Source organism: Methylobacterium sp. D54C (genome assembly GCF_053345595.1).
On sequence record NZ_JBKFAK010000011.1, the window covers coordinates 44,871 to 67,010 of the forward strand.

18 protein-coding genes are annotated in these 22,140 nt (G+C 66.4%); 3 read left to right on the forward strand and 15 right to left on the reverse strand.

The features are described 5' to 3' along the window. Positions 1-134: 134 nt before the first annotated feature. Positions 135-2,471, forward strand: coding sequence for a sensor histidine kinase (locus tag ACLBYB_RS20215; protein ID WP_447699806.1), 2,337 nt, complete (start codon positions 135-137; stop codon positions 2,469-2,471). After that, positions 2,468-4,462 carry a hypothetical protein gene (locus tag ACLBYB_RS20220; RefSeq protein WP_447699807.1) on the forward strand — a complete coding sequence of 665 codons (1,995 nt, stop codon included), beginning with the start codon at positions 2,468-2,470 and terminating at the stop codon, positions 4,460-4,462. The genes ACLBYB_RS20215 and ACLBYB_RS20220 overlap by 4 nt, the downstream gene beginning before the upstream one ends. A gap of 144 nt (positions 4,463-4,606) precedes the next feature. Here ACLBYB_RS20220 and ACLBYB_RS20225 read toward each other — a convergent pair whose 3' ends face one another. The 15 genes from ACLBYB_RS20225 to ACLBYB_RS20295 form a co-directional block, all read right to left on the reverse strand. Continuing rightward, positions 4,607-5,425, reverse strand: coding sequence for a phosphoadenosine phosphosulfate reductase family protein (locus ACLBYB_RS20225; protein ID WP_447699808.1), 819 nt, complete (start codon positions 5,423-5,425; stop codon positions 4,607-4,609). Further along, positions 5,412-8,840, reverse strand: coding sequence for a hypothetical protein (locus ACLBYB_RS20230; protein ID WP_447699809.1), 3,429 nt, complete (start codon positions 8,838-8,840; stop codon positions 5,412-5,414). The genes ACLBYB_RS20225 and ACLBYB_RS20230 overlap by 14 nt, the downstream gene beginning before the upstream one ends. 8 nt (positions 8,841-8,848) lie before the next feature. Next, a complete protein-coding gene (locus tag ACLBYB_RS20235) occupies positions 8,849-9,763 on the reverse strand; it encodes a DUF4007 family protein (protein ID WP_447699810.1) in 915 nt (304 codons plus the stop codon). 81 nt (positions 9,764-9,844) lie between these two features. After that, positions 9,845-10,984 carry a cysteine desulfurase family protein gene (locus ACLBYB_RS20240; RefSeq protein ID WP_447699811.1) on the reverse strand — a complete coding sequence of 380 codons (1,140 nt, stop codon included), beginning with the start codon at positions 10,982-10,984 and terminating at the stop codon, positions 9,845-9,847. Positions 10,985-11,423: 439 nt separating this feature from the next. Then, positions 11,424-11,669 carry a hypothetical protein gene (locus tag ACLBYB_RS20245; protein ID WP_447699812.1) on the reverse strand — a complete coding sequence of 82 codons (246 nt, stop codon included), beginning with the start codon at positions 11,667-11,669 and terminating at the stop codon, positions 11,424-11,426. A gap of 50 nt (positions 11,670-11,719) precedes the next feature. Further along, positions 11,720-12,061, reverse strand: a complete 342-nt coding sequence (locus tag ACLBYB_RS20250) for a DUF6634 family protein (protein ID WP_447699813.1) — start codon at positions 12,059-12,061, stop codon at positions 11,720-11,722. A gap of 371 nt (positions 12,062-12,432) precedes the next feature. Beyond that, a complete protein-coding gene (locus tag ACLBYB_RS20255) occupies positions 12,433-13,389 on the reverse strand; it encodes a toll/interleukin-1 receptor domain-containing protein (protein WP_447699814.1) in 957 nt (318 codons plus the stop codon). 53 nt (positions 13,390-13,442) lie between these two features. After that, a complete protein-coding gene (locus ACLBYB_RS20260) occupies positions 13,443-13,799 on the reverse strand; it encodes a hypothetical protein (RefSeq protein WP_447699815.1) in 357 nt (118 codons plus the stop codon). Between the two features lie 712 nt (positions 13,800-14,511). Continuing rightward, positions 14,512-15,087 carry a hypothetical protein gene (locus ACLBYB_RS20265; protein WP_447699816.1) on the reverse strand — a complete coding sequence of 192 codons (576 nt, stop codon included), beginning with the start codon at positions 15,085-15,087 and terminating at the stop codon, positions 14,512-14,514. Then, positions 15,071-15,643: a hypothetical protein gene (locus tag ACLBYB_RS20270; protein ID WP_447699817.1), complete on the reverse strand. Its 573-nt coding sequence runs from the start codon at positions 15,641-15,643 to the stop codon at positions 15,071-15,073. The genes ACLBYB_RS20265 and ACLBYB_RS20270 overlap by 17 nt, the downstream gene beginning before the upstream one ends. 3 nt (positions 15,644-15,646) lie before the next feature. Further along, positions 15,647-16,048 (reverse strand): hypothetical protein, encoded by a 402-nt coding sequence (locus ACLBYB_RS20275; RefSeq protein WP_447699818.1) that lies wholly within the window; start codon positions 16,046-16,048, stop codon positions 15,647-15,649. A gap of 766 nt (positions 16,049-16,814) precedes the next feature. After that, entirely contained in the window at positions 16,815-17,621 is an 807-nt protein-coding gene (locus ACLBYB_RS20280) for a 3'-5' exonuclease (RefSeq protein ID WP_447699819.1), read from the reverse strand. A gap of 66 nt (positions 17,622-17,687) precedes the next feature. After that, on the reverse strand, positions 17,688-18,464 hold the full coding sequence (locus ACLBYB_RS20285; protein WP_447699820.1) for a metallophosphoesterase: 777 nt from the start codon (positions 18,462-18,464) through the stop codon (positions 17,688-17,690). Between the two features lie 132 nt (positions 18,465-18,596). Further along, the gene (locus tag ACLBYB_RS20290; protein WP_447699821.1) at positions 18,597-20,762 is read right to left on the reverse strand and encodes an AAA family ATPase; all 2,166 of its coding nucleotides are present in this window, start codon (positions 20,760-20,762) and stop codon (positions 18,597-18,599) included. Positions 20,763-20,806: 44 nt separating this feature from the next. Beyond that, entirely contained in the window at positions 20,807-21,661 is an 855-nt protein-coding gene (locus ACLBYB_RS20295; RefSeq protein ID WP_447699822.1) for a hypothetical protein, read from the reverse strand. Positions 21,662-21,699: 38 nt separating this feature from the next. Here ACLBYB_RS20295 and ACLBYB_RS20300 point away from each other — a divergent pair, with 38 nt between their 5' ends. Continuing rightward, positions 21,700-22,035, forward strand: a complete 336-nt coding sequence (locus ACLBYB_RS20300; protein ID WP_447699823.1) for a helix-turn-helix domain-containing protein — start codon at positions 21,700-21,702, stop codon at positions 22,033-22,035. The last annotated feature ends 105 nt before the right edge of the window (positions 22,036-22,140 follow it).

Here is a 22,140-nt window from a genome sequence, read left to right on the forward strand (position 1 = left end):
ACGGGGATCAACCAGACGTTGCCAAGACGCGGTGCGGTGCATGTATTGGCGGAACTTCATCGTGTTTCGTTCAGACCGGCCGGGCGGGATTGCGGTCAGCGAACCCGGCCGGACGAGAGGGGCCTGACACGCAGGTGGCCTTCCGGATCGCGGCCCGCACCATCCTGGAGCTCGGGGCCGAGCTCATCAGCTCCGATGGCATCGCTCTCTACGAGCTGATCAAGAACGGAATCGATGCCGGTTCCCGCAGGGTACGGATCGACGTCCAGGTCGTCGTCACGCGGAGCGTGTATGACTTGATGGTCGAGGAAATCGAGACGAACCCGGGGCCCCTTCGTCAGGTCAGGGCGGCGGTGGTCGCGCTGACGGATCTCGACGGTTCGGCGCGCCAGGAGTTCGAGCTGAAGCTGTCGGAGGCATCCGACCTGCCTGCGCTCAAGGCGGCCTTGCGCACTTGGTACATCGCCGAGAACTACATCCGCGTGGCGGATGCCGGACACGGCATGACCAAGGAGGATCTCGACGACATCTTCCTCACCATCGGCACGCGTTCGAGGCTGAAGGACAAGGAGAGGTTGGCGAGGGGAGGGGAGGGGTCCGCTCCCCTGGGCGAGAAAGGGGTCGGCCGGCTATCGGCCATGAGGCTCGGGGACCATCTCCTCGTCCGAACATCGAAGAAGGACCAGACCAGGTACAACGAGCTCGCGATAGACTGGAGCCTCTTCGACCACGGCTCCGACGCCATGCTGGAGGATATCAAGCTTGAGGCGCGAACCGTCGGGACGAAACGCGACCCGACGGCCAGCGGAACGCAGATCATCGTCGGTGGTCTCAGGGCCGATTGGTCGAGCGCGAAGCTGGAGGCCGTCGCCGCGGAAGAGTTCGCCCGCCTCGTCGACCCATGGGCGACACGTACGGCGGACCGCATACTCAGGCTCTCCTTCAACGGGGCCTTGATCGAGATACCGACGGTCGATCCCGAATTCCTGAAGCGCGCCCACGGATACTGCCGTGCCGAGTTCGATGTCGTGGCAGGGGTGCCGGTCCTGAGCGGGCGCGTCGACTACAGACTGCGCAACAAGGAAAAGTCCTTCAGGCTGGAGGCGGCCGAACTCGTCTCGACGGCCAAGATCCGCTCGCTGAACCTCCTGAGAAGCCTCGGGCCGTTCAGCATGGAGATGTGGTGGTTCAACCGCGGCATCCTCACCATCAAGAACGGCTATCCCGACAGCGCCGACCTCAAGGCCGAAATCCGCCGCTGGGCGGGGGGGCTGATGCTGTTCCGCGACGGCTACCGCGTAAACCCGTACGGCGGCGCGGAGGACGACTGGCTGGAACTCGACAAGAGCGCCTTCGGCTCGAAGGGCTACAAGCTCAACCGGCAACAGGTCATCGGGCGGGTGCTGATCAGCTGGCGCAACAAGGGCCTCCTCGATCAGACCAACCGGGAAGGCTTGGTGGCGACGCCCGAGCGCGGCGCGCTCATCGCCCTCCTCCGGCACGTGCTGCTCACGCAGTTCAAGCAGTTCGTCGAGACGGAGGACAAGGCGAAACGCGTCGAGGAGCGCATGACGCTGGAAACCATCGCGGAGAGGGTGGAATCGGCCGAGGCGGACATTCGGGACAAGATCGCCCAGATCGAGCAGGCCTTGCCCCAGGGGCAGCGAGCCATGGCCAAGCAGGCCTCCGGCTTCGTGGACGAACTGGTCCGCTACGTCGACGAGGCCAAGGAACTCGGGGACCAGTACTCGGAGGACCGGGAGCAATTGGTCTATCTCGCGGGCGTCGGCCTCATGGTCGAGTTCGTCCTTCACGAACTCGACCGCGCCACGTTCGGGACGCTGCGCACCCTGAAGGATCTCGACGTGTCGCGCCTCGACCGGTCGGCGGCGGCCGCGGTGACGACGCTGACCGACCAGTTGGAGACGTTGAACAAACGGGTCGCCAACCTTGAGGCGCTGGGCACAGTCCGCCGGCAGACCAAATCCGATTTCGACGTGGTCGCAATCCTTGCCCGCACCGTCAACGCGCGGGAAGGAGAGGCGAAGCGCCATTCCATCCGCCTGGGCGGGAACTACGGTTCGGCCGGGAGCTGGCCGATCAGGGCCGTGCCGGGGATGTTGGTGCAGATCGTCGACAACCTGCTGGCGAACTCCCTGTACTGGCTGAAACAGCAATCGTTGGTCGAGAACGGCTTCAAGCCGAGCGTCACCATCACCGCTGACGTCCGTGCCGGGCTCATCACCATCGAGGACAACGGGCCAGGCGTCGATCCGGCGCTCGCCGATGACATCTTCCAACCCTTCGTGACCCGGAAGCCGGCCGGCGAGGGACGGGGTCTCGGCCTCTACATCTCGCGGGAGGTCGCCCGCAACCAAGGCTGGACGGTCGACGTGCTTCGAAGGGAAAGTGCGCGACCCGGTCGATTCAACACTTTCCAAATCGATTTGTCGGGCAGTGCCAGGAAATGAGCTATCAAGACCGGCTTCGCGACGCGTTCCACAAAGGTGGCATCGAGCACGTCGCCATCATCGACGACGGCTACGATGCGCCTTCGGCCGAGCGATTGGCGCCCCAGGACAAGGCGACTTTCCGTACCCATCTCAGGGACGCCATCGAGGACGAGGACCCGGACGGCCTAGGTAATTCCTTCCACGAGAACGGGATGGGGTCCCTGGAAGAGACCCTGGACCGGATCGAGGACGACGAGCACCTCCGGTTGCTGTGGAAGGCCTACAAGGGAACCGAGCGGGCGACGCCTCTCGGCACCATCCTCCACCGGCTCTTCGGCAGCTACGATGTCGACCGACGGGACAAGTTGGCCGCGTTGGAGAGCCTCGAACGGCTGATCACCGACATAAGCGGGAAGCCCCCGAAGCTTTTCGACAGCCAAGCGCAAGCGAAGGAGCTGATCGAGTTCGACCTCGTCTTCCTAGACTTCTACCTGGAGGCACCGCAGGCCCCGGAGGGAACCGAGACCGTACCGGCAAGCGTCGCCGCACGGGATCGTTCCATGGCGTTCCTGAGGGAAATCGTCGAGGCGAACCCGCGGCGGATCCCATTGGTGATGCTAATCTCGTCGGAGGCGCAGGCCGCGGACTTGCCGGAGTTCAGGAGACACACGGCGATCCTTGCAAGTGCCATCCAGTTCCTGCCGAAGAAGAACATCGAAACCGATACGATGTACGCCCAGGCGGCGTTACTTGGGCTGGTCATCAGACGACGGGAGGTGAGCGCACTCTGGGAACTGATCAACATCTGGCGCGGAAGCGTTCAGGCGGCGCAGGACGATCTCCTCAATGTGGTCCGCGAGCTTGACCTGCCGGACTATTCATATCTTCAGCAGTTCAGATTGACCAATGAGCGCCTACCCCTGGCGCACTACCTGGTTTGGCTCTTCAATGGATATCTTTCCAGTCTCGTAGAGCGCCAGTTGCACGACGTATCCGCGGCGAGATTGGTCGGCAGCTTGGCGCTCACTGATGCCGTTCCGGGGCGTGTTGCTCCGACGGAAGCCATATCGACGCTGTACGGCGCCATCACCACTTCCGTGGTGCCGATGGAACTGACGGATTTTTCACCGAAGGCCTGGGCGGGTGACCTGTTCGTACGCGTCGACAAGTTGCGGTCGATAAACGGCGAGGCCGCGGCGGCCGACCCGGTGCCGGACAAGCCTATGCCCGACATCCTGGCCGTGGTGACGCCGGCCTGCGACCTCGTTCCCGAACGGTCGGCCAACCTCCGTGCGGTCACCACGATCGGCGGGACGTTGCACGAACTCGAAGCCGCCACGCATCCGACCACGCATTTCGTGCTCATCAATGACCGGCGTTTCCACGTCACCTGGCATCCCAAGTGGCCAGTGACCATCCCGGTCGAGGACCTCACCGGCGGCACCGCGCTCGGTGGCCGCTACAAGTGGGTAGGGCGCCTGCGTGAACTCTATCACGCGGACCTGCAACAGATGTTCACGAAGGACATCGGTCGCGTCGGACTTCCGGTAGTGCCTACCCTGCCGCACTGGGCCGGCTTGAGGATTTTAGCGAAGGTCGAGGGCAAATTCGAGGAGGTGCAATCCTATGCCACCGCCGACCGGGCTGTGTGGCTGTTCTTCAATGCGAAGGACAAGGCCGACGTGGTGCTCCATCTGCGAGAGGACGTTGCGTGGAACGTCAGGTCCTGGGTTCGGAAGCGTTTGGAGGGCAAGGGCGACAAGAATAGCCTCAAACTCATGGCGAAGGTCGATCAATCCGAATTCGTGGAGGCGCTGCAGATGCCGGTCGCCCTCAGGCGGGACGCCTGTGACCTGCCGACAGGCGTGAGGATCAAGAAGGGGGATCCGGACGTCCATTCCGAGACGGGCGCCGGATGCGACCTGTCGATCCTGATGGTTTTCGGGAACGACCGCAAAGCTGCACCGGAAGCCGCCGTCGAGACCCCCGTGGTGGCTCCGGCCTCGTAGGCCGCACGGACCCGGCCGCCGGCGGGGTGCCACCCCGCGGTTGGCCTGGGGGAAAGGCCGGCAGGCCTGCTTCAGGAACCCGGATGCAGCCGACCTGGCCGGCCGGCGTGCAGGGGCCCGTTGCAATCGATTTGCGGGCCTCGGTCAAAGGGTACAGATCAGGCAGGCCGCCTCGTCGTCGCCCTCGGTAGCCGCGAGCCGCTTCGCGTAGACTTGCGCCAGGGTGAGATCGGCCTGGGCTTCCTCCTTCGCGGCCCTGCGCCGCGCGGTCTCCCTGCGAATGGCCTCCGCGCGCTCGGGACGCTCCAGTTCGGCGAGGCTTTCACCGTCGCTCCACGTGAAGGTGTTGCCGCTTCCCTCGTATGGGCGCTCGTATTCCTTGGCTTTCTCGAACAGGTCGGGGTGGCGTTCCTTGAGGTGCAGCCATTCGATCTTCTGCTGGTAGAAACAGAAGAAGCACCCCGAACGTGTCCGACCCCATTCGGTATAGGGCGGCATCCCGACGCCCGAGTCGCGGAGGATGCGTTCGATGTCGGCGAGCCGCAATCCCTCCTCGCGGAACGGGTAGACCGGGGTGATGTTCGGCTTGTGGCTGATGTACCCTGAACGGTCCTCGTCCGCGCGGAGCCCGACGTAGTTCAGCACCCTCTCGTCACCCACATAGGTCTCGAACGGCTTCAGCTTGAGCATCTTCGTGCACCACCGTCGATGGTTCGACGGGATCATGCCTCCGTAGATGTCGTACCAGTGGTCGAAGCTTTGGTCCGCGTTCAGGCGTATGATGGGGCGACCGAGATAATCTTGGATGCGGTCGAGATAATCATATGTTTCCGGCAACTCCTTGCCGGTGTCATTGAAGATGTATTCCATATTCCGGATGCGGTCCCGGAGATGGATGGCGAGTGCGGCGCTGTCCTTACCCCCGGACAGGCTCAGGATGTGACGGGGTTCAGCGGACGTCATCGGCAATCTCCTCTGACGCCTTGGCAACCTCTTCGGCCAGCAACCGCCCGAGAAGGAAGACCGCGTCCCTTCGCTCGGCGAGCATCGCGCGCAACCGTCCGACGAGGACGTCGTCGACGCTCTCCCCCTCGGGCCGCACCACGGTGGCCGTCTCGCGGCCGGAGGGGTCGACGACGTGGACGCTCAGCACCGGCACCTTCGTTGCGGCTTGGGCCCTCGCCGCGGCAAGCCATCGGTTGAGGCGCAGCGCCAGCGCCTTTGCCTCGAAGCCGAACTTGTCGGCGGTGTCGTCCCGCCAAGCGTCGAGCCTGCGGCTGGTCAAGAGGCTGGCGACCGAGCCCAGCCATGCCTGGTCGACGAGCGTACGGTCGAGGGTCCGGACGACGAAGGCGCGCATCCGGGGTTCGGTCAAGGCTTGCTCGACGGGCCCGTAGTCGGCCGCGACCTGCCTGCGCAACGCCGCGATGTCGCGCGCGGCGAAGGCGTCGAGGAGTGCGGTCTGCGCACCGGCACGGAGCCGGACCGGAGCCGATTGCAGCTCCTGGAGGCATTCATCCAGGAGCGCGGCGTACTGCGATGGATCGAAGGCGTCGCCGACTGCGGAAGCGAGGCCGCACGCGGCGGGAAGCCGCTCGAAGAGCAGCTCCACGGGATCGGTTGCCTTGTCCAGCGCAAGCCGGACCGTTTGGGCCAGCGGCGAGATCGACCGCGTCTCGCGCGAGAAGGCGGGCAGGCCGAGATACCAAGCGAACAGCGCCTCCGTGACCGCGGTCGCCCGCGGCGCGGGGGCGGAGCCCGGCTTCCAGATGCTCAAGCCGGACGCGAGGGCCGGCAGGACGGCCTGCGGCCCGGAAGCATCCGCGATCAACCTCAGTCCGAAGTTCCTGGGGTTGCGCGCGAGCCTCATGAGGTTCGCGCCGTTGATCTCCGGTATGAACGTGTTCCGCTCCAGGAACGCGGCATCGTGCCGTCGCGCAAGCATGAACGCCGTCAGGAGTACCAGCGAAACGCCGGGCCGGATGCCGAAAGGCGCTCCCTGAAGTGTCCTCATGATCTCGTCGACCGCCACCGCGCCGCCCCTGGACAAGATCTCTTCGATCCCCGTCCAGGCGTGGTGCCAACGTCCGGGATGGCCTGGGTCGGGCATCCCGAATTGCCAGGAGCCGGCCGTTTCCTCGCGGTGCAGGCCAGAGGCCCTCAACACGGAAAGATAAATGGCTTTTTCGGGAGGCGTTCCCTCCATGCCGAGATTGGGTTCGGCGCCGTGCGTCACCATCCGCTCCATGAGCTTCATGCGCGCCATGGCGGCGGCGGAGGACAGCTTCGAACGGTTGACCAACTCGTTGTGCACCACGGGGGCGGACCGATAGGTCTCGTCGCAGATTCGGCTGAGGAGCCGGTGGAGCGCCGCCCGGTCCCGCAATTCGACGACGGCGCCATCGTACAGCCACGTCGTCTCGGCTTCCTCGCCGGTCGCCGGACGAGCGAAGGGCGCGAGCGCCCCGGCGAGCTTCTCGCCGGTCGAACGGACACGCTCGCGGACCTCGCGGCGGGCGAGGTCGTCCATCGCCAAGTCCGGGCAATTCGCGTCGACCCAGCGCCAGACCTGTAGTTCGTGTGCCGCCTCCAGCAGCGAGGGCGGCACCTCGCGCACGCAGAACAACGACGGGACGGACATCTTGGTGAGGCTAAGCCGGCGCATCGCCGAGACACGGTCCTCGCCCGGGTAGAGCAACACGACGGTGATCCAACCATCGATGCCGGGCGTCGCCTGGGGCGGGGTCGCGGCGACATCCTCCAGGCGTACCCCGAAGGCACGGAGCGTGCCCGTCTCATGGTAGTGCTTATGAGCGACGACGGGGCGGGGCGGCGGCAGCGTCTCGAAGGCGGAGTCGAGGCGCACCGGCGGCGGAACCTGCGCCCGGGCCTTGTCGAGCCAGCCTTCGAGGTCGACGCTGCTGCTGGCCCAGAGGCTGTAGTCTCCCCGATGGGGGCGACGATACAGCATGCGACGCTCGACGAGCGACCCGAGGGCGGCCGACACGGCTGCGGGATCGTCCGAGCCACGCAAGCAGAACGCCACGACGTCAGGATCCGGCGCGAGCCCCGGGAGCGGTTCCAGGAGACTGAGCAGCCCCACGCACTTCAGGACGCGCATCTCGGTGGGCGGAAGGTCGGGATGTCCCGTGAGCGCATCGGTGAGCAATCCCCACCGACGCGCGGGTGCCCCGTCACGCGGTCCCGCCGTGCCGCGGGCGAGCAGGTGGTCGAGCAAGTCCGGAAGCCGGTACCAATTATCCGCACCGTAGGGGACCGATGCCACGAAGTCGCGGAACCCCCAGGGTTCGTGCCCCTGCAGGAAGCCGAAGGCCGAGCGCTCGTTCTGCCCGAGCCGACGCGCGACCGCGGACAGGGCCACAACGCTCGCGGGATGAAGGGGGTAGAGCCGGGATCCCAACTCCTCCGCGTCGACGCCGCGTCCGGGAAACAAGCCCCGTCGCGCGGCCTCGGCGTAGAGCTCGCGCCCGGTCCGGGTCACCATCGGATCGTGCCGTGCCGACTTCAGCGCGGCGGCGAGCAGGAAGGCGGTCTGCTCCACGCTCTCTTGAAAGGGAAGGTCCTCGAAGCGCTCGGCTGAACGGGTCCATTCCTCCTGGGCCCGCTCGCCGAGCGACGAGGCATACTCGGCGAAGCGCTGGTGCAGGACACCCACGACCGCCACCGGCGCATCGCCCGATCCCGCCGCCATCTCGCCCAGGCGCTGGAACAGGGACGGATCGACGGACCCACGCTTCAGGGTCGCGTGTTCCAGGCAGCGGCCCAACTCGTCGACCAGGATCAGGAGGCCGCCCCGGCCGTCACGCGCCTTGTCGATGGAGCGGGCATAATCCTTCACCAGGTCGAGCACCGCATCGTCGTCGAAACGGCCTTCGGACCGCTCGGCGCGCAGTCGCTCCGCCCGTTCCGCGACGGCGGAGCGGCGCCCCCTGCCGCGAGGAACGGCGAACTTGCGCTCCACGGCCGACAGGAGCAGCTCGCCGAGGCTCTCACGCCGCCCCAACACGACCAGGGGCTCGTACCAGCGGGTCCTGTCGAGCTCGCCCGCAGGACCGGCGCCATGGGAGGCGAGCAAGGTCGTCGCCAATCCCGCTGGGTCTCGGCGCTCCAGGAACAGCCGCGCGAGCAGGAGCATGAAGGCGGATTTGCCGGCCCCGTAGGGCCCGGTGATGCGGAACGCACGATGCGTCGATCCATCGGCCAGTCCACGGAGGATGCGGCGCAACGTATCGAGGACCGTCGGCGTGATGACGTACCCGTCGAGCGCGGCCGCGTCCGACAGGTCGCGTTCGAGTTCGATCGAGCGGACGTAGCGCCTGGCGACCTCCACGCGGTCGCCGATCAGGGGAGCGCCCATATCGCGCCTCATGCCGCCACCTGGTCGAGTTCGCGCAAGGCGCTGCGCCGGGTCGCTACGAGGTCGAGGCGACCGGCGCCGTCCTCGCGCACCTCCAGCCCCGTCACGGACCGGCAGACGGCTTGGAGCCTCTCGTGAAGCGCCGCCTCGTCGAGCTTGAAGATCCGGCCTGGTCCGTCGCGGTCCAGAAGCAGCGAGCGGACGCTCACGACCTGGCTATCGGACGCCGACCTTCGCCAGCGATCCGCGAGCGCCTCCGCGAAGGCCCCAACGTCGAGGCCGTCCTTGGTGCCGCGGTTGATCCGAACGGTAGGCTCTCCGCCCGCGTCGCCGGTCCTCAGCAGCCTGAGTTCCTGCAAGGGGCAGCCCAGCGTGTCCTCCACCACCGTCTCATCCTCGTCGGAGCCCGCATAGGTCTGCAGCAGGATGGAGACATGCGTCTGAAGGGTGTTCGCACTGATCTCCCCCCGCGTACGGGCAGCTCGCTGTTTGACGAGGACGAGCAACTGGCGGCGTGTGACCTCCGGCTCCATCAGGTCCGTGAAAACCACCTGCCATGCACCCAGGCGGGCCCGGGTCGCCAAGCGCCAGTGCAGGCGCCACAAGGTATCCGTCCGCTCCAGGTACCGGTCACGACCTTCGACGGGATCGAGGATCGACCTGGCGAAGGAGGTGAGGCGGACGGCGCGACCCTCGGGTTCGATCAAACCAAGCGCGTCCCCCCAGAACCGCAGGGAACGGACCATGTTCTTGCCGATGCCGAGCCGCGCAATAGCCGCGTCGTCGTCCGAGAAGAGGGCAGGATCCTCGGTCACGGCATCATAAAGCTTCGGCAACCAGCCGTAGCGGAACGCAAAGGACTCGTGGCCGGAGTAGATCTCACGGGGGACGGAGGCTTCGTTCAGGGCACTTGGGGTTGTCATGGGACCATGATCGCCGACAGGGCGTGCGGTGCAATGGCCAATAAGCCACAGGGTCCCACCCATCCCCGCAAAACGCCCGTCTCAGCCACTCGCCGATAGTTTCCGTGCCGCCGCCGCGATGCGCCGGGCGGCTCGGTCGACGTCGTCCGCGGTCGTGCCGCGTCCCAGCCCGATCCGCACGGCGCCGACGACCACGTCGTGGTCGAGGCCCATCGCCGTCAGCACGTGCGAAGGCTCGATTGCGCCGGAGGAGCATGCGGACCCGGTCGAGATCGCAACGCCTTCGACGGCACCGACCACGGCCTCGCCGTCGAGGCCCGGGAAGGAAATGTTCAGGTTCCCGGGAAGGCGATGGTCGAGGCTGCCGTTCACGACGAATGCCGGCGCCATGTCGCGGAGGCCGGCGAGCATGCGCGTGCGCAGTTCGGTCAGCCGGACCGCCTCCTCATCCATTTGCGAGGCGGCAAGCCGGCATGCCTCCCCGAATCCGACGCACAGCGGCAACGGCAGGGTTCCGGGCCTGAGGCCGCCCTCCTGGCCACCACCGCTCAAGATCGGGTGTAGGCGGTCACGGAAGGCCGACCGGCAGTACAGGGCGCCTATGCCCTGCGGTCCGTAGAGCTTGTGGGAGGACACGCTCATCAGGTCGATGCCCATGGCGTCGACGTCGACGGGGAGCTTACCGACGGCCTGCGCCGCATCGACATGAAACGGGATGCCGCGGAACCGACATGCCGAGGCGATCTCTTCCACGGGTTGGATCGTGCCGATCTCGTTGTTGACGAGCATGACGGAGACGAAGACGGTATCGTCCCGAAGCGCCTCGGCGACGAGGTCGGGATCGACGCGACCGTCCGCATCCACGGGCACGGTGGTCAATTCCCATCCGCTTGCTTCGAGCGCCTGGGCTGTCTCGCGGACACACGCATGCTCTATCGCGCTGACGACGGCGTGGCCGACCTTGCGACGCGCAAGCCCGCGCAGGGCGATGTTGGTGGCCTCCGTGGCGCCGGACGTGAACACGACCTGCGATGGAGCGGCGCCGACGAGCGCGGCCACCTGCCTCCGCGCCTCCGCCACGGCCCCCCGGGCCGCCTCGGCCCGCGCGTAGGTCGCCGCATGCGGGTTGCCGAACCGTTCGCCGAAATAGGGCAACATGGATAGCAACACCTGAGGGTCGACGGGCGTCGTCGCCTGGTGATCGAGGTAGATTTCTTCCAAGACGCGAAAGGCCCCTCTCGTATGGATGGCCGGCGTTCGCCGGTCCTTCGTTCGCCGGAGGCACCTCTCCGGCCGGGAAGGTGTCCCGGAGGTCGAGCCGCTCGGCGGAAAACGGATCTCTTGGTCCGTCCACTATGAGGTATGGACCCACCGCCCGGCTATCATGCCAGCGCTGAATTTTGCGAATGCCACGGTCGCCCGTCGGGACAGCCCCTGTCCGTACGGCCGGTGTCGCGCCCGGAGGAACCGCACCCGGCAGGCACATGGCCGATCACAGGTCGATCCGGCGTTCCCGGCCAGCTTCGTAGCCATCATGGAGCGGATCGGCCACGAGCACTTTCGCAGTCAGCAGCGGCCAAGCCGGCCTATGACGAGCCTCGGACCGGCGCATGGAAAAGATGCGTCGCGCTGCCAGCGACCGAGGCTCGGAACCGATCCACTATTCCCCGGCGGAGGGATTGCTCGCATCGTCATACGGCTCCGTGCGGTCGCGTTCGCCATCCGCGGCCATGGCGCGCCGGAGCAGTCGAGCACTAGTACCAGGGTCGATCACCGCGGCCTCGGTGAGTGTCGCCAGTGCGGCAAGGGTCGCCCGGTGCCTATCGGGAGGCGGGACATCCAGATCGACGATGCTACCGCTCGCACTCCTCCTTCGCTTCGCGCGGACGACCTCGGCGATGCGCATCGCGGCATCCCCAAGTCGAACGAAGCCGTCGTCTCGGTCGCCTCCCCGGGTCATGACAGGGTCTCATCGGCGGGGACGCCCAGGGCGTACATCCTCGACACGGTTCGGGCCCAGCCGGCTTCCAACGCGATCACGACGACAGGAGAAGTCACGACCGGGCCGGACCGGACCTCGGGATGGCCAGTCACGCTGCCCACCAGGGCGGGCAGGCCATCGCTCGGATGGATGATCAGCGTCCAGCGCGATAGTACCGGTGCGGCAGCGAGTTCCTCGTCGGTCGGACCGCCTTCGCGGAGCAACCTCTCGACGTCCTGTTCCAGCCGCAGGATCCGCTCCACGTCATCCTTCGTCCTGCGCGCGCCGTCTTGTTCCGAGTGCCGTGCCATCGTCATCCCCCTTCCAGTTCGGTGAGGAATGGCTTCGCAGGTTTCGACTAACTTGGCATCAAAAATGCCGTCCTATGCTTAACGGTGTCGTGCTCAATTGGCTGAGGTACGGGTCGGAAGGCGTGACCAAGGCGGCTCAGACACGTGCCTACGTCGCCTGCGACGGGCACCCATGAGTGGGATCAAGGTCGGGCGTCCACTGACCGGCTGGCCCCGCAGGTCGAGACCGAGGAGCCGCACTTGGTCGCCAGCGCCTGCGTCCATGGCATCGGGGCCAGGGTCACCGTCAGGGCGCAACCGGTTTCCTCGGCTAAAATCCCGCAATCGCTGTGCGGAAAAATCGCCGCCTCGTCGAAAAGGATAGGACCGCTTGTCCTTCACCGCCCCTGAAGTGGCTTGATCAGCATGTCCCAATAGAGTTCGGCGGCGCCCTCGTGGGTGAGCTTCCGCTTGTCGTCACGCCCGTAGCTCTGCATCCCCATCGAGCGGAGGAACATGCCCTGGTCGTCGGACTCGACGCTGACGCTCTCGTTGAAGCCGTTGCTCTCGACGCGGTCGCTGGACGAGTAGGTGATCCCGCGGCCCATCATGCCGCCGAGTACCACGGCGCAGCGTGAAATCGCCTTTCCGTCCCGGTAGACCACCGCGGTGAAGCGGTTGGCATCGACGCGCCGGAAGGTCGTCTGGATGCCCTCGTTCCGCTCCTGCAGTTCGACTAGGGAGTTCTCGAAGAGCTTGGCCATGAAGTCGTAGGCCTCGTCGAGGTAGCGGTCGCGGTCGACCTCGGTGAAGGTCTTCCTGAGTCGGAGGTTGCTCGACCGAGGGCTGGCTGCGGAGACGGCGGCCTGCTGAGGTGCGGCGCGGGTCGGCGCCGCCTTGGCGGATGCGGGGCTTGGGGCGGGCTGCGGCAGCGACTGGCGGAGCCGCTGGACCACGTCGAGGAACGCCTCGTCGAGGTCGGGCCAGCGGGTGACCGCCAACCCGTCGCGGGGGAAGGCCAGGAGCTTGCCGAACGGCATCGGGTGCCAGTCGCAGGGCCGGAGGATCACCGGGATGACGCGGGCCTCGCCGGTCTCGTGGCGCTCCATCGCCCGGGTCATCTCGACGTCGTGGCAGTAGTTCGACGCGATGAAGTCGGGCGAGACGAGCAGCAGGATCACGTCGGCGCGTTCGAGTTCGGCCCGCACGCCCCTGTCGAAGTCGTCGCCGCCCCGCAGCCGACGGTCGTGCCACGCATCGATCAGGCCCTGCCGCTTCATCGTCGTCAGGGCGACTTCCAACCGGTCGCGAAGCTCCTCGTCCTTGTGCGAGTATGAGAAGAATACCGTGGCCATGAGTCCTCCCGGACCACCATGTGGGTCTTCGACGACCAGGGTGCCAGCGGCGCTCAGTACAGGGACGTCTCCTCCTTCGCCCAGGCGATGGTGATCACGCCGTCGCCCTCAGTCACCGGCAGCCCTGTCACCTCGCGCAAGACGTCGACCATGGCGGCGAGCGCGGCCTTGCCGATCCTGCCGGGCCGGAGCGTCATGGAGCGCTTCTTGGCCTCGGCCGCGTGGACGGCCTCCTGTAGGATCGAGCCGATGACCGTCTGGACGAGGTCGACGCCAGCCTCCCTGCCGAACACCGTGACGCCGTCGAAGATCCGGTGAGTGTGGTCGTCGTGATGGGGCCAGGAGTGAGTTTCGGAGATGGCCTTCTTGTAGGCGGTTTGGACGTCGGACTTGAACTTCCCTGGGCTCATCGGCCTGTCTTCCCAACCTTGGCGTCACGCGGATATGGGATGCGCCCGAGGAACCATCGTCCGGCCGGCCAGAAGCTTCCCTTGTGGCAGGCCCCGGGGCAACCTTGCGGAGAAGCGGTCCCTCGCGGGCAACCCCGCCGGAGCCGCACAATGTCGGTCGTGAAGGGCGTCGAGGGACCGCGTCCCTGAACGGCAAGGTCCTGCGCCGTGGTGGGCGTGTCTAACTGCTACCCGTCCAAGGGGCAGCGGGCGCTGGGTCGATCCTGGTGGACGGCATCGATGCTCTGGCTGCGCTGTGGGCCGAAGGCGTTGGCGCGGTGTGGGACGGGGAACTCCGCGACATGGCTTGGCGTGTCAAGCACGGTCTGCGTTCCGTCGCGGTCGATCACGGGCCGGCGACGTGCCTAGGATATTTGTCAGTGATTGCACGCGTGTGCGGTGCTGGAACCGGAACTTCGCGGTCTTGCGGGAGGTGACGCCACGACGATTTGCGGTGCGCTGCAAATCTGGAACAACGACTTGGCTGCCGTTCATTACGCCTTTATCGGGGTGGCATATCGCTCGACGCGCTGCTCCATGCCTTTGGCCTATGCCTGATTTAAGACCGCGCATCCTAATATGTTCAGCAAGCAGTGTGCTGACAAATATATATTTCGGAATTCTTCCTCCAATAATTAGACCTACTGTAAAGCAATAATACTGTATAGAAATTCTAGCGTTTGAAGAGGTCGGACTCCGGAATTCCCCGTGTGCGGGGTTTGGTCCAGATAGCCTTCAGGAATTCGTCTCCGGTATAAACGTGCTTATATCGAAGGCCGGATATCTTTGGCGAGTCGACTATTACTATACGGTTGTCCGTTTCCGCGTGCAGCCATATGGCATGCATGTGAAAAGATGGGACGACAAGTAGACGGCCGAAGCTCCCATCATCAGAAACCGTCCTATCTATCCAACGAATGGTTTCATGCACCTTTGCGGAAATCGTGGATTTAACTACGCAACGGACATCCCATTCATTTTCATTGGGACCAAAAGGAGTTGAGCGCGCGTAGTGAGTTCCAGAGCCTTCAGAGCGTATTTGATGATGCCATTGACCGGAAGGTCGAGGAAGGCTTGCGAAAGACGCATCCGGAGACAGAGGCAAAGGCTCTAGAAACCAAATCTCAAGTGTCTCGCCGATATCAAGTTTAGCGGTCGAGAGTAAAGCCGCCTGGGAGCGCATCACCCCCGCGACCTGATAGGCAATCGCTTCCAAAGTCGAAGCAGGCAATTCACGCAACTGCGGCATTGGTCACTCCGAATGCTCCAAGGCTGGATTGCCAACTCCCACCCATTCCATAAGCCGCATAGACTTCTGGCATCTGCCACCACCCGAACCCAATCCATGGGTCGAACACATGCAGCCAGCCATTGTCCGAATAACCGACTATGAGAGCGGTATGACCTATGGAGTTCGAAAAGTTGAAGACAGCCTGGACGGGTCTCTGTAGTGACAGCTCCTGCTTTATCTCGACCGGATAAAGGGCGCGGGTCGTAGAGTTAAATGGGAAATGAAACCATTGGTATGGGTATTCGGGAGCCGCGGCGTGGTCGGCCGGCGGAAAATGCGTGTATTGACACACATTGTTTTTCATTATCTCGGAGGGAACCGCGCATAACGGCCAATCATGAGCCTTGAACTTAGCCCAACCAAACACCATTGCCGCACATGCCGCCCAGCACAATTGGCTGTAAGGATACTGCGGCACGTAGGTTATGCCCAAGACGTCGTGGGTCTGTGCGGCGGCAGTGAGGGCTTGTGCCCTCAAGGGAATATCTGTTCCCTGTTCTACTGCGAGAGGCATGACCTAATACGCCCTGCTGAGCGACGGGGCGACGGCCGGCGCTCCGGGGCCGACGCAATAATCATCGTTTACTTGTATGTTACCCCTTGGGGTAAACAAAGTCAGGGCGCAAAGTCCAGTCAGCCGGCCATAGGCATCGTATCTGAAGTCGTACAGTCCGGGCCGCAAACTAGGCAAAGACGTATTTTCCTTCGACGTACCGTTGAACCCGCCAACCGCCTTACTCCCCCCGCTGCTCTTCGCACCGCCACCGCCGAAGGCCGAAACCAGCGAGGCGACGGCGGATATGGTCTCGGCGGTTTTGCTGTCCGCCGAGTTCTGCACCCCGGTCAACATCCAGCCGTTCTGCAATGTGAGCTGCGTTGAAACGGTGCCGAATAGACCCGTGCTTTCCGTGATCGTCATCGTGTGGCTCAAGTCTGGGAGATAGACTAGCTTTGCGACGTAGTCCGCCGTCGATATTTGAAAACCGGTATCGCTGGGAGCGGAGGAAGTGGCAGCCGCAGATGCGGATTTATCGGTGGACGTCGAACTGCCCGACGCGGCCCCGACGTACGGATTGAAAGGCGAGTCGCTGTCGAAAGGACCAGGTCGACCGGACGCCTCTCCAACCTTTGCGTTTGGTCCCCCAGTTCTGGTTCCGGGAGCGCCGGGCGCAGGATTGGCCATCGGTGGCGCCGCGGAAACAGTCGTCGTGGTGGTCGCCGGTGCTCTCACGACAAGCAAATAGGGCTTCGGCATATAGTATCGGAAGCCTTCGGCCGTCCCGGGGCGAACCATGCCATTCTGATCGACTTCTCGAACAGTGACACCCGCGCATCCTGACAGACTCAAGATCGCCACAGCGAGAATTGCTCTGGCCATGCGGGTCCCCCGGTAGAGTTCTTAAGATTGTATTTATCAATTCGGACGAGTCTGTGTTTTTCGAGCAACACCCGTTGGGGATCGGGAAGCGATCAATTCACATGTCGTACGAGGTGCTTCGCGGTAGTCTGTCGCGAAGAGTTGCCGACGTTGGGGACCTCCATCGCGGCAGGGCAGGTTCGACTGCTTTGCGCACGTCAATACGGAAATGCGGGGTCGTCCTGGGTTCGGGCTTCAAGCCGAGCCATGGGCGACGGCGATCCTTCGAAACGGTGCGTGCAGGGCGAATCCAACCGCGACGCTTGCCTCATCCCCCGGGTTCCTGGCCGCTGCGCTTGGCGAAACCCGGAACGGGCACCAGCATGGGCGCGGGGCGCTGGGAGGCCCGCCATGCGTCGAGGAACTCGCCCAGATGCGGACGATCCATCCTGTCTCGTTCGAGGCAGTCTACGAGGCTCTCGATGCTTGCGTTGTGGCCCGAGGCGTCGACCTTGCCCGCCAGGAACGCCCACCGGACGTAAAGCCCGAACAGGTTGGCCACGTCGCCTTCGCAATAGGCCCGGACGCGGTCGATCTCGCCCCGGGCGACCATGTCGGCGACTTCCGATCCGTGGCCGCCGATCTTCCCGGGCAGGCCCATAGCCTTCGCGACATCGTCAAGCCCCATCCTGGAGCAGGCCCCGTGGTCGCTCAGCATCTCCATCAGGTCGCAGTGCCAGTCCGCAGCAAAGCGCTGAGTATAGTTCTCGTAACGCGTACCACCGCCGTACCACCCGTCCGCCGGGATGCCGTGGAGCATGGCACGCAATCTCAAAACCGGCATGTCGAACCCGCGGCCGTTCCAGGACACGACCCGCGGCATCCGCTTTCCGAACCGGCGCCAGAAGCTCCCGAGCAGCCTGGCTTCGTCCCAGTCCGCCTCGCCGCCGGTGCGGCAGCACTCGACGCGGTAGCTCTCCCGGTCGCCGACGCGCTCGATGGCCGCCTCGACGAAGCTGATCGCGACCACCCGGTGCCAAGCCGGTTTCGGGAATTTGGAGCCCCATTCCGCCGGCATGACGTCGCGGTCGGGACACGTTTCGATGTCGATGCAGAGTAGGCTGTCATGGGCCATCGTCGGCCTCCGGGAGCGGTTCATGGATGTGTGGGAGGGCGGTTGCCGTGGACGGACCGGTCGGCCCTAGATCTCGATCACCAGTCCGGGATCGAAATCCGGATTCTCCCGCCCGTAGCCCTTGGGGTTGCAGACCACCCGGGTTGCAGCGACCCGATAGTCGAACGAGCTGTGGACGTGGCCGTGCACCCAAAGCGCCGGCTGAGCGGCCGCGACCAGGTCCGTGAGATCGGAGACGAAGGCGGGATTGAGGGGGTCGCCTGTATACCGTGGGTGGATCGACATCGGCGTCGGCGCATGGTGCGTGACCACGACCTGGCGGGGCGCGTCGGTGTGGTTGCGGAATAGCGCGCCTTCGAAGAAGACCCGGGACGCGAGGTGCAGGCGCAGCGCGTCCTCCGGCTGGAAGGTCCGGTAGCGGTCGTCCTCTCGCACCCCGATGCGGCGGTGGTCCAGGAGGCAACGCCGCGCGGCCTCCATCGCCGGACCGTCGGTCCCGGGGCCTTCGAGGTCGTAATCCGTCCAGAACGTGCAACCGGAGAAGCGAATGCCCGCGAGCGTCACCGTCCCATTCTCCAGGAGGTGCACGTCGGTCCCCGCGGCGGCGGCCCGGCCCCTATCGAGATGGCTCGGGATCGTTCCGCCGTAGAACTCGTGGTTTCCCGCGACCATCACCGCGGGCATGTGCCGGCCGATGACCTCGGCCACCCACGCCACCGAAGCGGCGAGGTTCTCGCCGACGTCGCCCGCGACGACGGCGACGTCGGCGTCCGGGATGGACGGGGGCCGGAAGCGCGGGAAGCCGACATCGCGGTGGAGGTCGGAGAGGATCCAGATACGCATGACGGAACTCCAGGGTGGCGCCTCGGCGGCCGGCCGGTCGGGTTGGCCCGGGCCGAAGGTGGCGCGGCGATAGGGGACGGGGTAGCGCGGGGCGGCGACGCCGCCGGCCCGCAGGCTTCGAGGACGCCCAGATCAGTGCGGCGAGGCGGCCGCGTCCCGCACGGGCCGGCGACGGTGTCCGGGACCCTCGCGGACGAGGGCGCGCACCTCGGCGTCGTCCAGGTAGCCCCTGGCGTCCAGGGCCGCGGCCACCCGCGCGACGGCCGACCGCCGCGCCGCCAGCAGGTTCGTCGCCGCGGTGTAGGCGCGTGCCAGGCGGTCGGTGACCGGCGCGGCGAACCACGGGAGATCGTCGAGGCGGACCTCCGCACCGCGACCGCCGAAATAGGCCAGCGGGTACTCGGTGCCGAAGCCGAGCCTGCTCTCCGCGAGCAACGCCAGTCGGGTCGCCGTGGCCAAGTCGGAAGCGGGTGAGCCGCCCGAACCCGCGGAGACCTCGCCGAATTCGAGCTGCTCCGCCGCGCGCCCGGCCAGGATGAAGGCGAGCATGTCGTCGACGGCCGCCTCGGTCGGCGCGCCGTCGAGACCCTGCTCGACCTCCGCGAGGCCGCCGCCGTCCGGCCCGAACCCGAGCGTGATGGACCTGCCCAGCGACAGCGCGACGGCGGCAACGGCGTGGCCCGCCTCGTGGACCGCCACCCGGCGCCGCAGGTCCGGGGACATGTCGGGGGCACCGTCCCGGATCTCCCGCAGCAGGTCGGACAGGGTCGTCGGACGGCCCTCCCGGCGCGCGCGGGCCTTGGCACGGCGCGCCCACGCCTCGCACTCCGCCCCCGTCGCGCCGCGGGCCGCCACCGCGGCCGGACCCAGGTCCTCGCCGGCGAGCACGTCCGGTCCGAGATGGTGGCGCAGGATGGCACGCAGCGCCGCCACGTCGGGCCTGGGAATCTCGACGTGGGTGTCGAGCCGGCCTGGGCGCCGGATGGCGGGGTCGATCCGGCCGGGGTTGTTGGTCGCCCCGACCACCACGACGCCTTCTCGGGACGCGGCACCGTCGAGGCATTCCAGGAATGCATTCACAACCTGGACGCTATAGTCCTTGTTGTCGTGCGAGAACGTGGTCCGGTCACCGAAGGAGTCGAGCTCGTCCACGAGCGCCACGCACGGTGCCTTCTTGCGCGCCTCGTCGAAGAAGGCGCGCATGGCGGCGAGGCAATGGCCCAGGTGCCCCTCGCGGCTCGCCTGCCATTGGGCGAGCGAGCCGGCGAGGAAGGGGACCTCGCAGGTGCGCGCGAGCGCCAGCGCGAACTGGGTCTTACCCACACCGGGGGGCCCGGAAAGGAGGATGCCCTTGTCGATGGCGGCCCAGGGAAGCGTGCCTGCCCGGTAGGCCCGGAGGTCTGCGGACAGGTCGAGGCCCCACGCCTTCGCGGCACCGTAGCCTTCCAGCGCTTCCAGCGGCGGTCCCTCGCCTCCCGACGCCAGCTTCTCCCGCAGGAGGACGCGCAGGCGCTCCATCGAGCCGTCGGCACCGCGGTCCCGGCGGACCGCCAGGGCCAGGTCGGAGAGTTCGACGACACGGGTGAGTCGCTCGTTGAGCGTCACGCTCGGTACGCCATCCGTCACCGCCTCGACGACCAGGGCCACGCCCGCGGCGTCGAGGGGCCGCAGCGCCACCCGGTGCTCACACGCCCGGAGGAGGTCCCGCGGGAGGTGACGGTGCGGGTCCGACGCGATGCCCACGATGGTCATGCGCATCCGCAAGGCCTCGGCCACGGCCGCGTTGCCCTTCGCCTGGTTGTGCCCGGTCGCGGTCCCGTCGCGCTCGAACAGCGCGACCTCCCGCCTGGTCGAGGAGCGGCCGCTTCCCGACCAGCTGTCGCCGTTGTGAAGGGTGGTGCGCCGACCGAGCGCGCAGGTTCTCAGGGCATCGGCCACGAGGCTGACATGCTCGGCACCCGGCACCTCCAGGATCGCGACGGGGGTACCGCGCCGCAGGTCGAGCAGCAGGCCGTCCGCCTCCTCGATGGCCCGGGCCAGCATGACCGTGGCGCCGAGGAGGTCCGGTGCCAGCGTCACCTCCGGCTCGTCATCGACTGGGTCGGCCAAAAGGTCGAGGATGCCGTCGACCGGGTCGTCCGGGTCGGGCGACTGGAGGAGGGAACGCGCGTTCTGGCCGGCATCGCGGCGCAGGAGGTCGATGAAGGCGCGCGCGAGGGCGTCCGGCGCTGGGGCCGGGATGCCCGGGTCCGCGACGCCGGCGTAGGGATCCTGGACGTTCGGCTTGGTCGTGGCCATGGTGTCGTTCCTCGTTCGCATCCGGATGGGTGGGGCGGCCGCGGCTAGTGGCGGCGGTCGGCGGGACGGGGCCCGGGGCCGGCGAGCCGGGTGGGCGTGCGCGGCCGCTCCTCGCCGGCGGGGACGGCGGCCCACGTCGCGGCCACCCCCGCGAGGGGGTCCGCGGCCTTCGCGTCGGCATCGGCGGCGGCCCGGACGGGGGCGAGCAGCTGGGGCACCACGCGCCGGAAGGACTGCGCGAGGCGCGCGTTCATGGCGTCCAGGACCGAGGCGACGGGAACGCCGAAATGGGCGTCGAGGTCGGCGAGGTTGACAGCCAGGTGCGCAGGAACGCCGCTCGACCCGTAGATGTCGACGAGGCCCACGGCGACCCGGTCAACCGTGGCGTACCCCCGGTCCCGCAAGAAGCTGCGCAGCAGGACCCCGACGCACTCGATGTCCCGGACGAGCGGTCGCAGCAGGCGCTGGGTGAGCGCCCCGTTGCCGCGCTTGCAGTCGTAGCCTCCGGCCCAGCCCGCCTCCGCGTCGATGACGACGAAGTCCATGTTGACAGTGCGGACCGTCGGCGCGTCATAGCGCAGCGAGATGCGCTCCAGCGTCTCGGGGGCGGTCGAGGCGATGATGGAATCCGCGGCGGCGGTGATGGGGATGGTGACGCCGGTGAGGACCTCGAAGCGGCCGGACGCTCGCAGGGCCGTCACGATGCCGAGTTCGAGCAGGTGTCCGTGCCGCTTCTGCAGGGACGCGGCCTTGGAGACGAGGTCCGAGACCTCGTGGCCGAGGATCGGGTCGGACGGGAAGTCGGCCGAGAGGACGGCGGCGAGCGCGGTATCGACGGCGCGGGCCAGCTGGGCGACGTGCGCCTTGCCGGGCGGCGTGGGTGCTGGGCGGATTTTCATGTCTGACGCTCCTGCCGCGAAGTTGCGGCGAAGCCTCCATGCCAGATCCCATCGAACTCGGCATCAAAAATGCCATCTTATGGTTAAGACGGATGCCTGAGCGCCGAGACCCGATGCCGACCCCGGAGCAAGTCAGGGCAGCGCGCGCATGGCTGGGACTGTCGCAGGACGATTTCGTCGCTGCGACCGGCATCCCGAAGCGGACGTTGGCGCGCCTCGAATTGGCGGGCAGCGTCCCATACGACGGCACCCTGGAGCGTGTCCGTGAGGCGCTGGCGGGGTTAGGTGTCGAACCGCTGTTCGAGAATGGGGTCGCGGTCGGGATACGGATCGCATCGTCTTATGCCGGACGTACGATTCAAGACCCGAAGTAGCCGCCGGCGGCTCGCGGAAGGCAGTCGCCGCCACGGATAAGCGTGGTATTGGGTCGCAAACGCATATGAGCGTCCGATCCTCACCCAGCCCGCTTCCGGCATCGA

Bases quoted from the DNA above. Each gene is read 5' to 3' on its own strand.
- ACLBYB_RS20290 (WP_447699821.1), bottom strand. From the start codon at position 20,762: ATGGCCACGACCAAGCCGAACGTCCAGGATCCCTACGCCGGCGTCGCG.
- ACLBYB_RS20245 (WP_447699812.1), bottom strand. From the start codon at position 11,669: ATGCGCATCGCCGAGGTCGTCCGCGCGAAGCGAAGGAGGAGTGCGAGC.
- ACLBYB_RS20265 (WP_447699816.1), bottom strand. From the start codon at position 15,087: ATGCCGCAGTTGCGTGAATTGCCTGCTTCGACTTTGGAAGCGATTGCC.
- ACLBYB_RS20300 (WP_447699823.1), top strand. From the start codon at position 21,700: ATGCCAGATCCCATCGAACTCGGCATCAAAAATGCCATCTTATGGTTA.
- ACLBYB_RS20225 (WP_447699808.1), bottom strand. From the start codon at position 5,425: ATGACGTCCGCTGAACCCCGTCACATCCTGAGCCTGTCCGGGGGTAAG.
- ACLBYB_RS20250 (WP_447699813.1), bottom strand. From the start codon at position 12,061: ATGACGATGGCACGGCACTCGGAACAAGACGGCGCGCGCAGGACGAAG.
- ACLBYB_RS20285 (WP_447699820.1), bottom strand. From the start codon at position 18,464: ATGCGTATCTGGATCCTCTCCGACCTCCACCGCGATGTCGGCTTCCCG.
- ACLBYB_RS20270 (WP_447699817.1), bottom strand. From the start codon at position 15,643: ATGCCTCTCGCAGTAGAACAGGGAACAGATATTCCCTTGAGGGCACAA.
- ACLBYB_RS20275 (WP_447699818.1), bottom strand. From the start codon at position 16,048: ATGACGATCACGGAAAGCACGGGTCTATTCGGCACCGTTTCAACGCAG.
- ACLBYB_RS20230 (WP_447699809.1), bottom strand. From the start codon at position 8,840: ATGGGCGCTCCCCTGATCGGCGACCGCGTGGAGGTCGCCAGGCGCTAC.
- ACLBYB_RS20260 (WP_447699815.1), bottom strand. From the start codon at position 13,799: ATGAGCCCAGGGAAGTTCAAGTCCGACGTCCAAACCGCCTACAAGAAG.
- ACLBYB_RS20255 (WP_447699814.1), bottom strand. From the start codon at position 13,389: ATGGCCACGGTATTCTTCTCATACTCGCACAAGGACGAGGAGCTTCGC.
- ACLBYB_RS20235 (WP_447699810.1), bottom strand. From the start codon at position 9,763: ATGACAACCCCAAGTGCCCTGAACGAAGCCTCCGTCCCCCGTGAGATC.
- ACLBYB_RS20280 (WP_447699819.1), bottom strand. From the start codon at position 17,621: ATGGCCCATGACAGCCTACTCTGCATCGACATCGAAACGTGTCCCGAC.
- ACLBYB_RS20220 (WP_447699807.1), top strand. From the start codon at position 2,468: ATGAGCTATCAAGACCGGCTTCGCGACGCGTTCCACAAAGGTGGCATC.
- ACLBYB_RS20295 (WP_447699822.1), bottom strand. From the start codon at position 21,661: ATGAAAATCCGCCCAGCACCCACGCCGCCCGGCAAGGCGCACGTCGCC.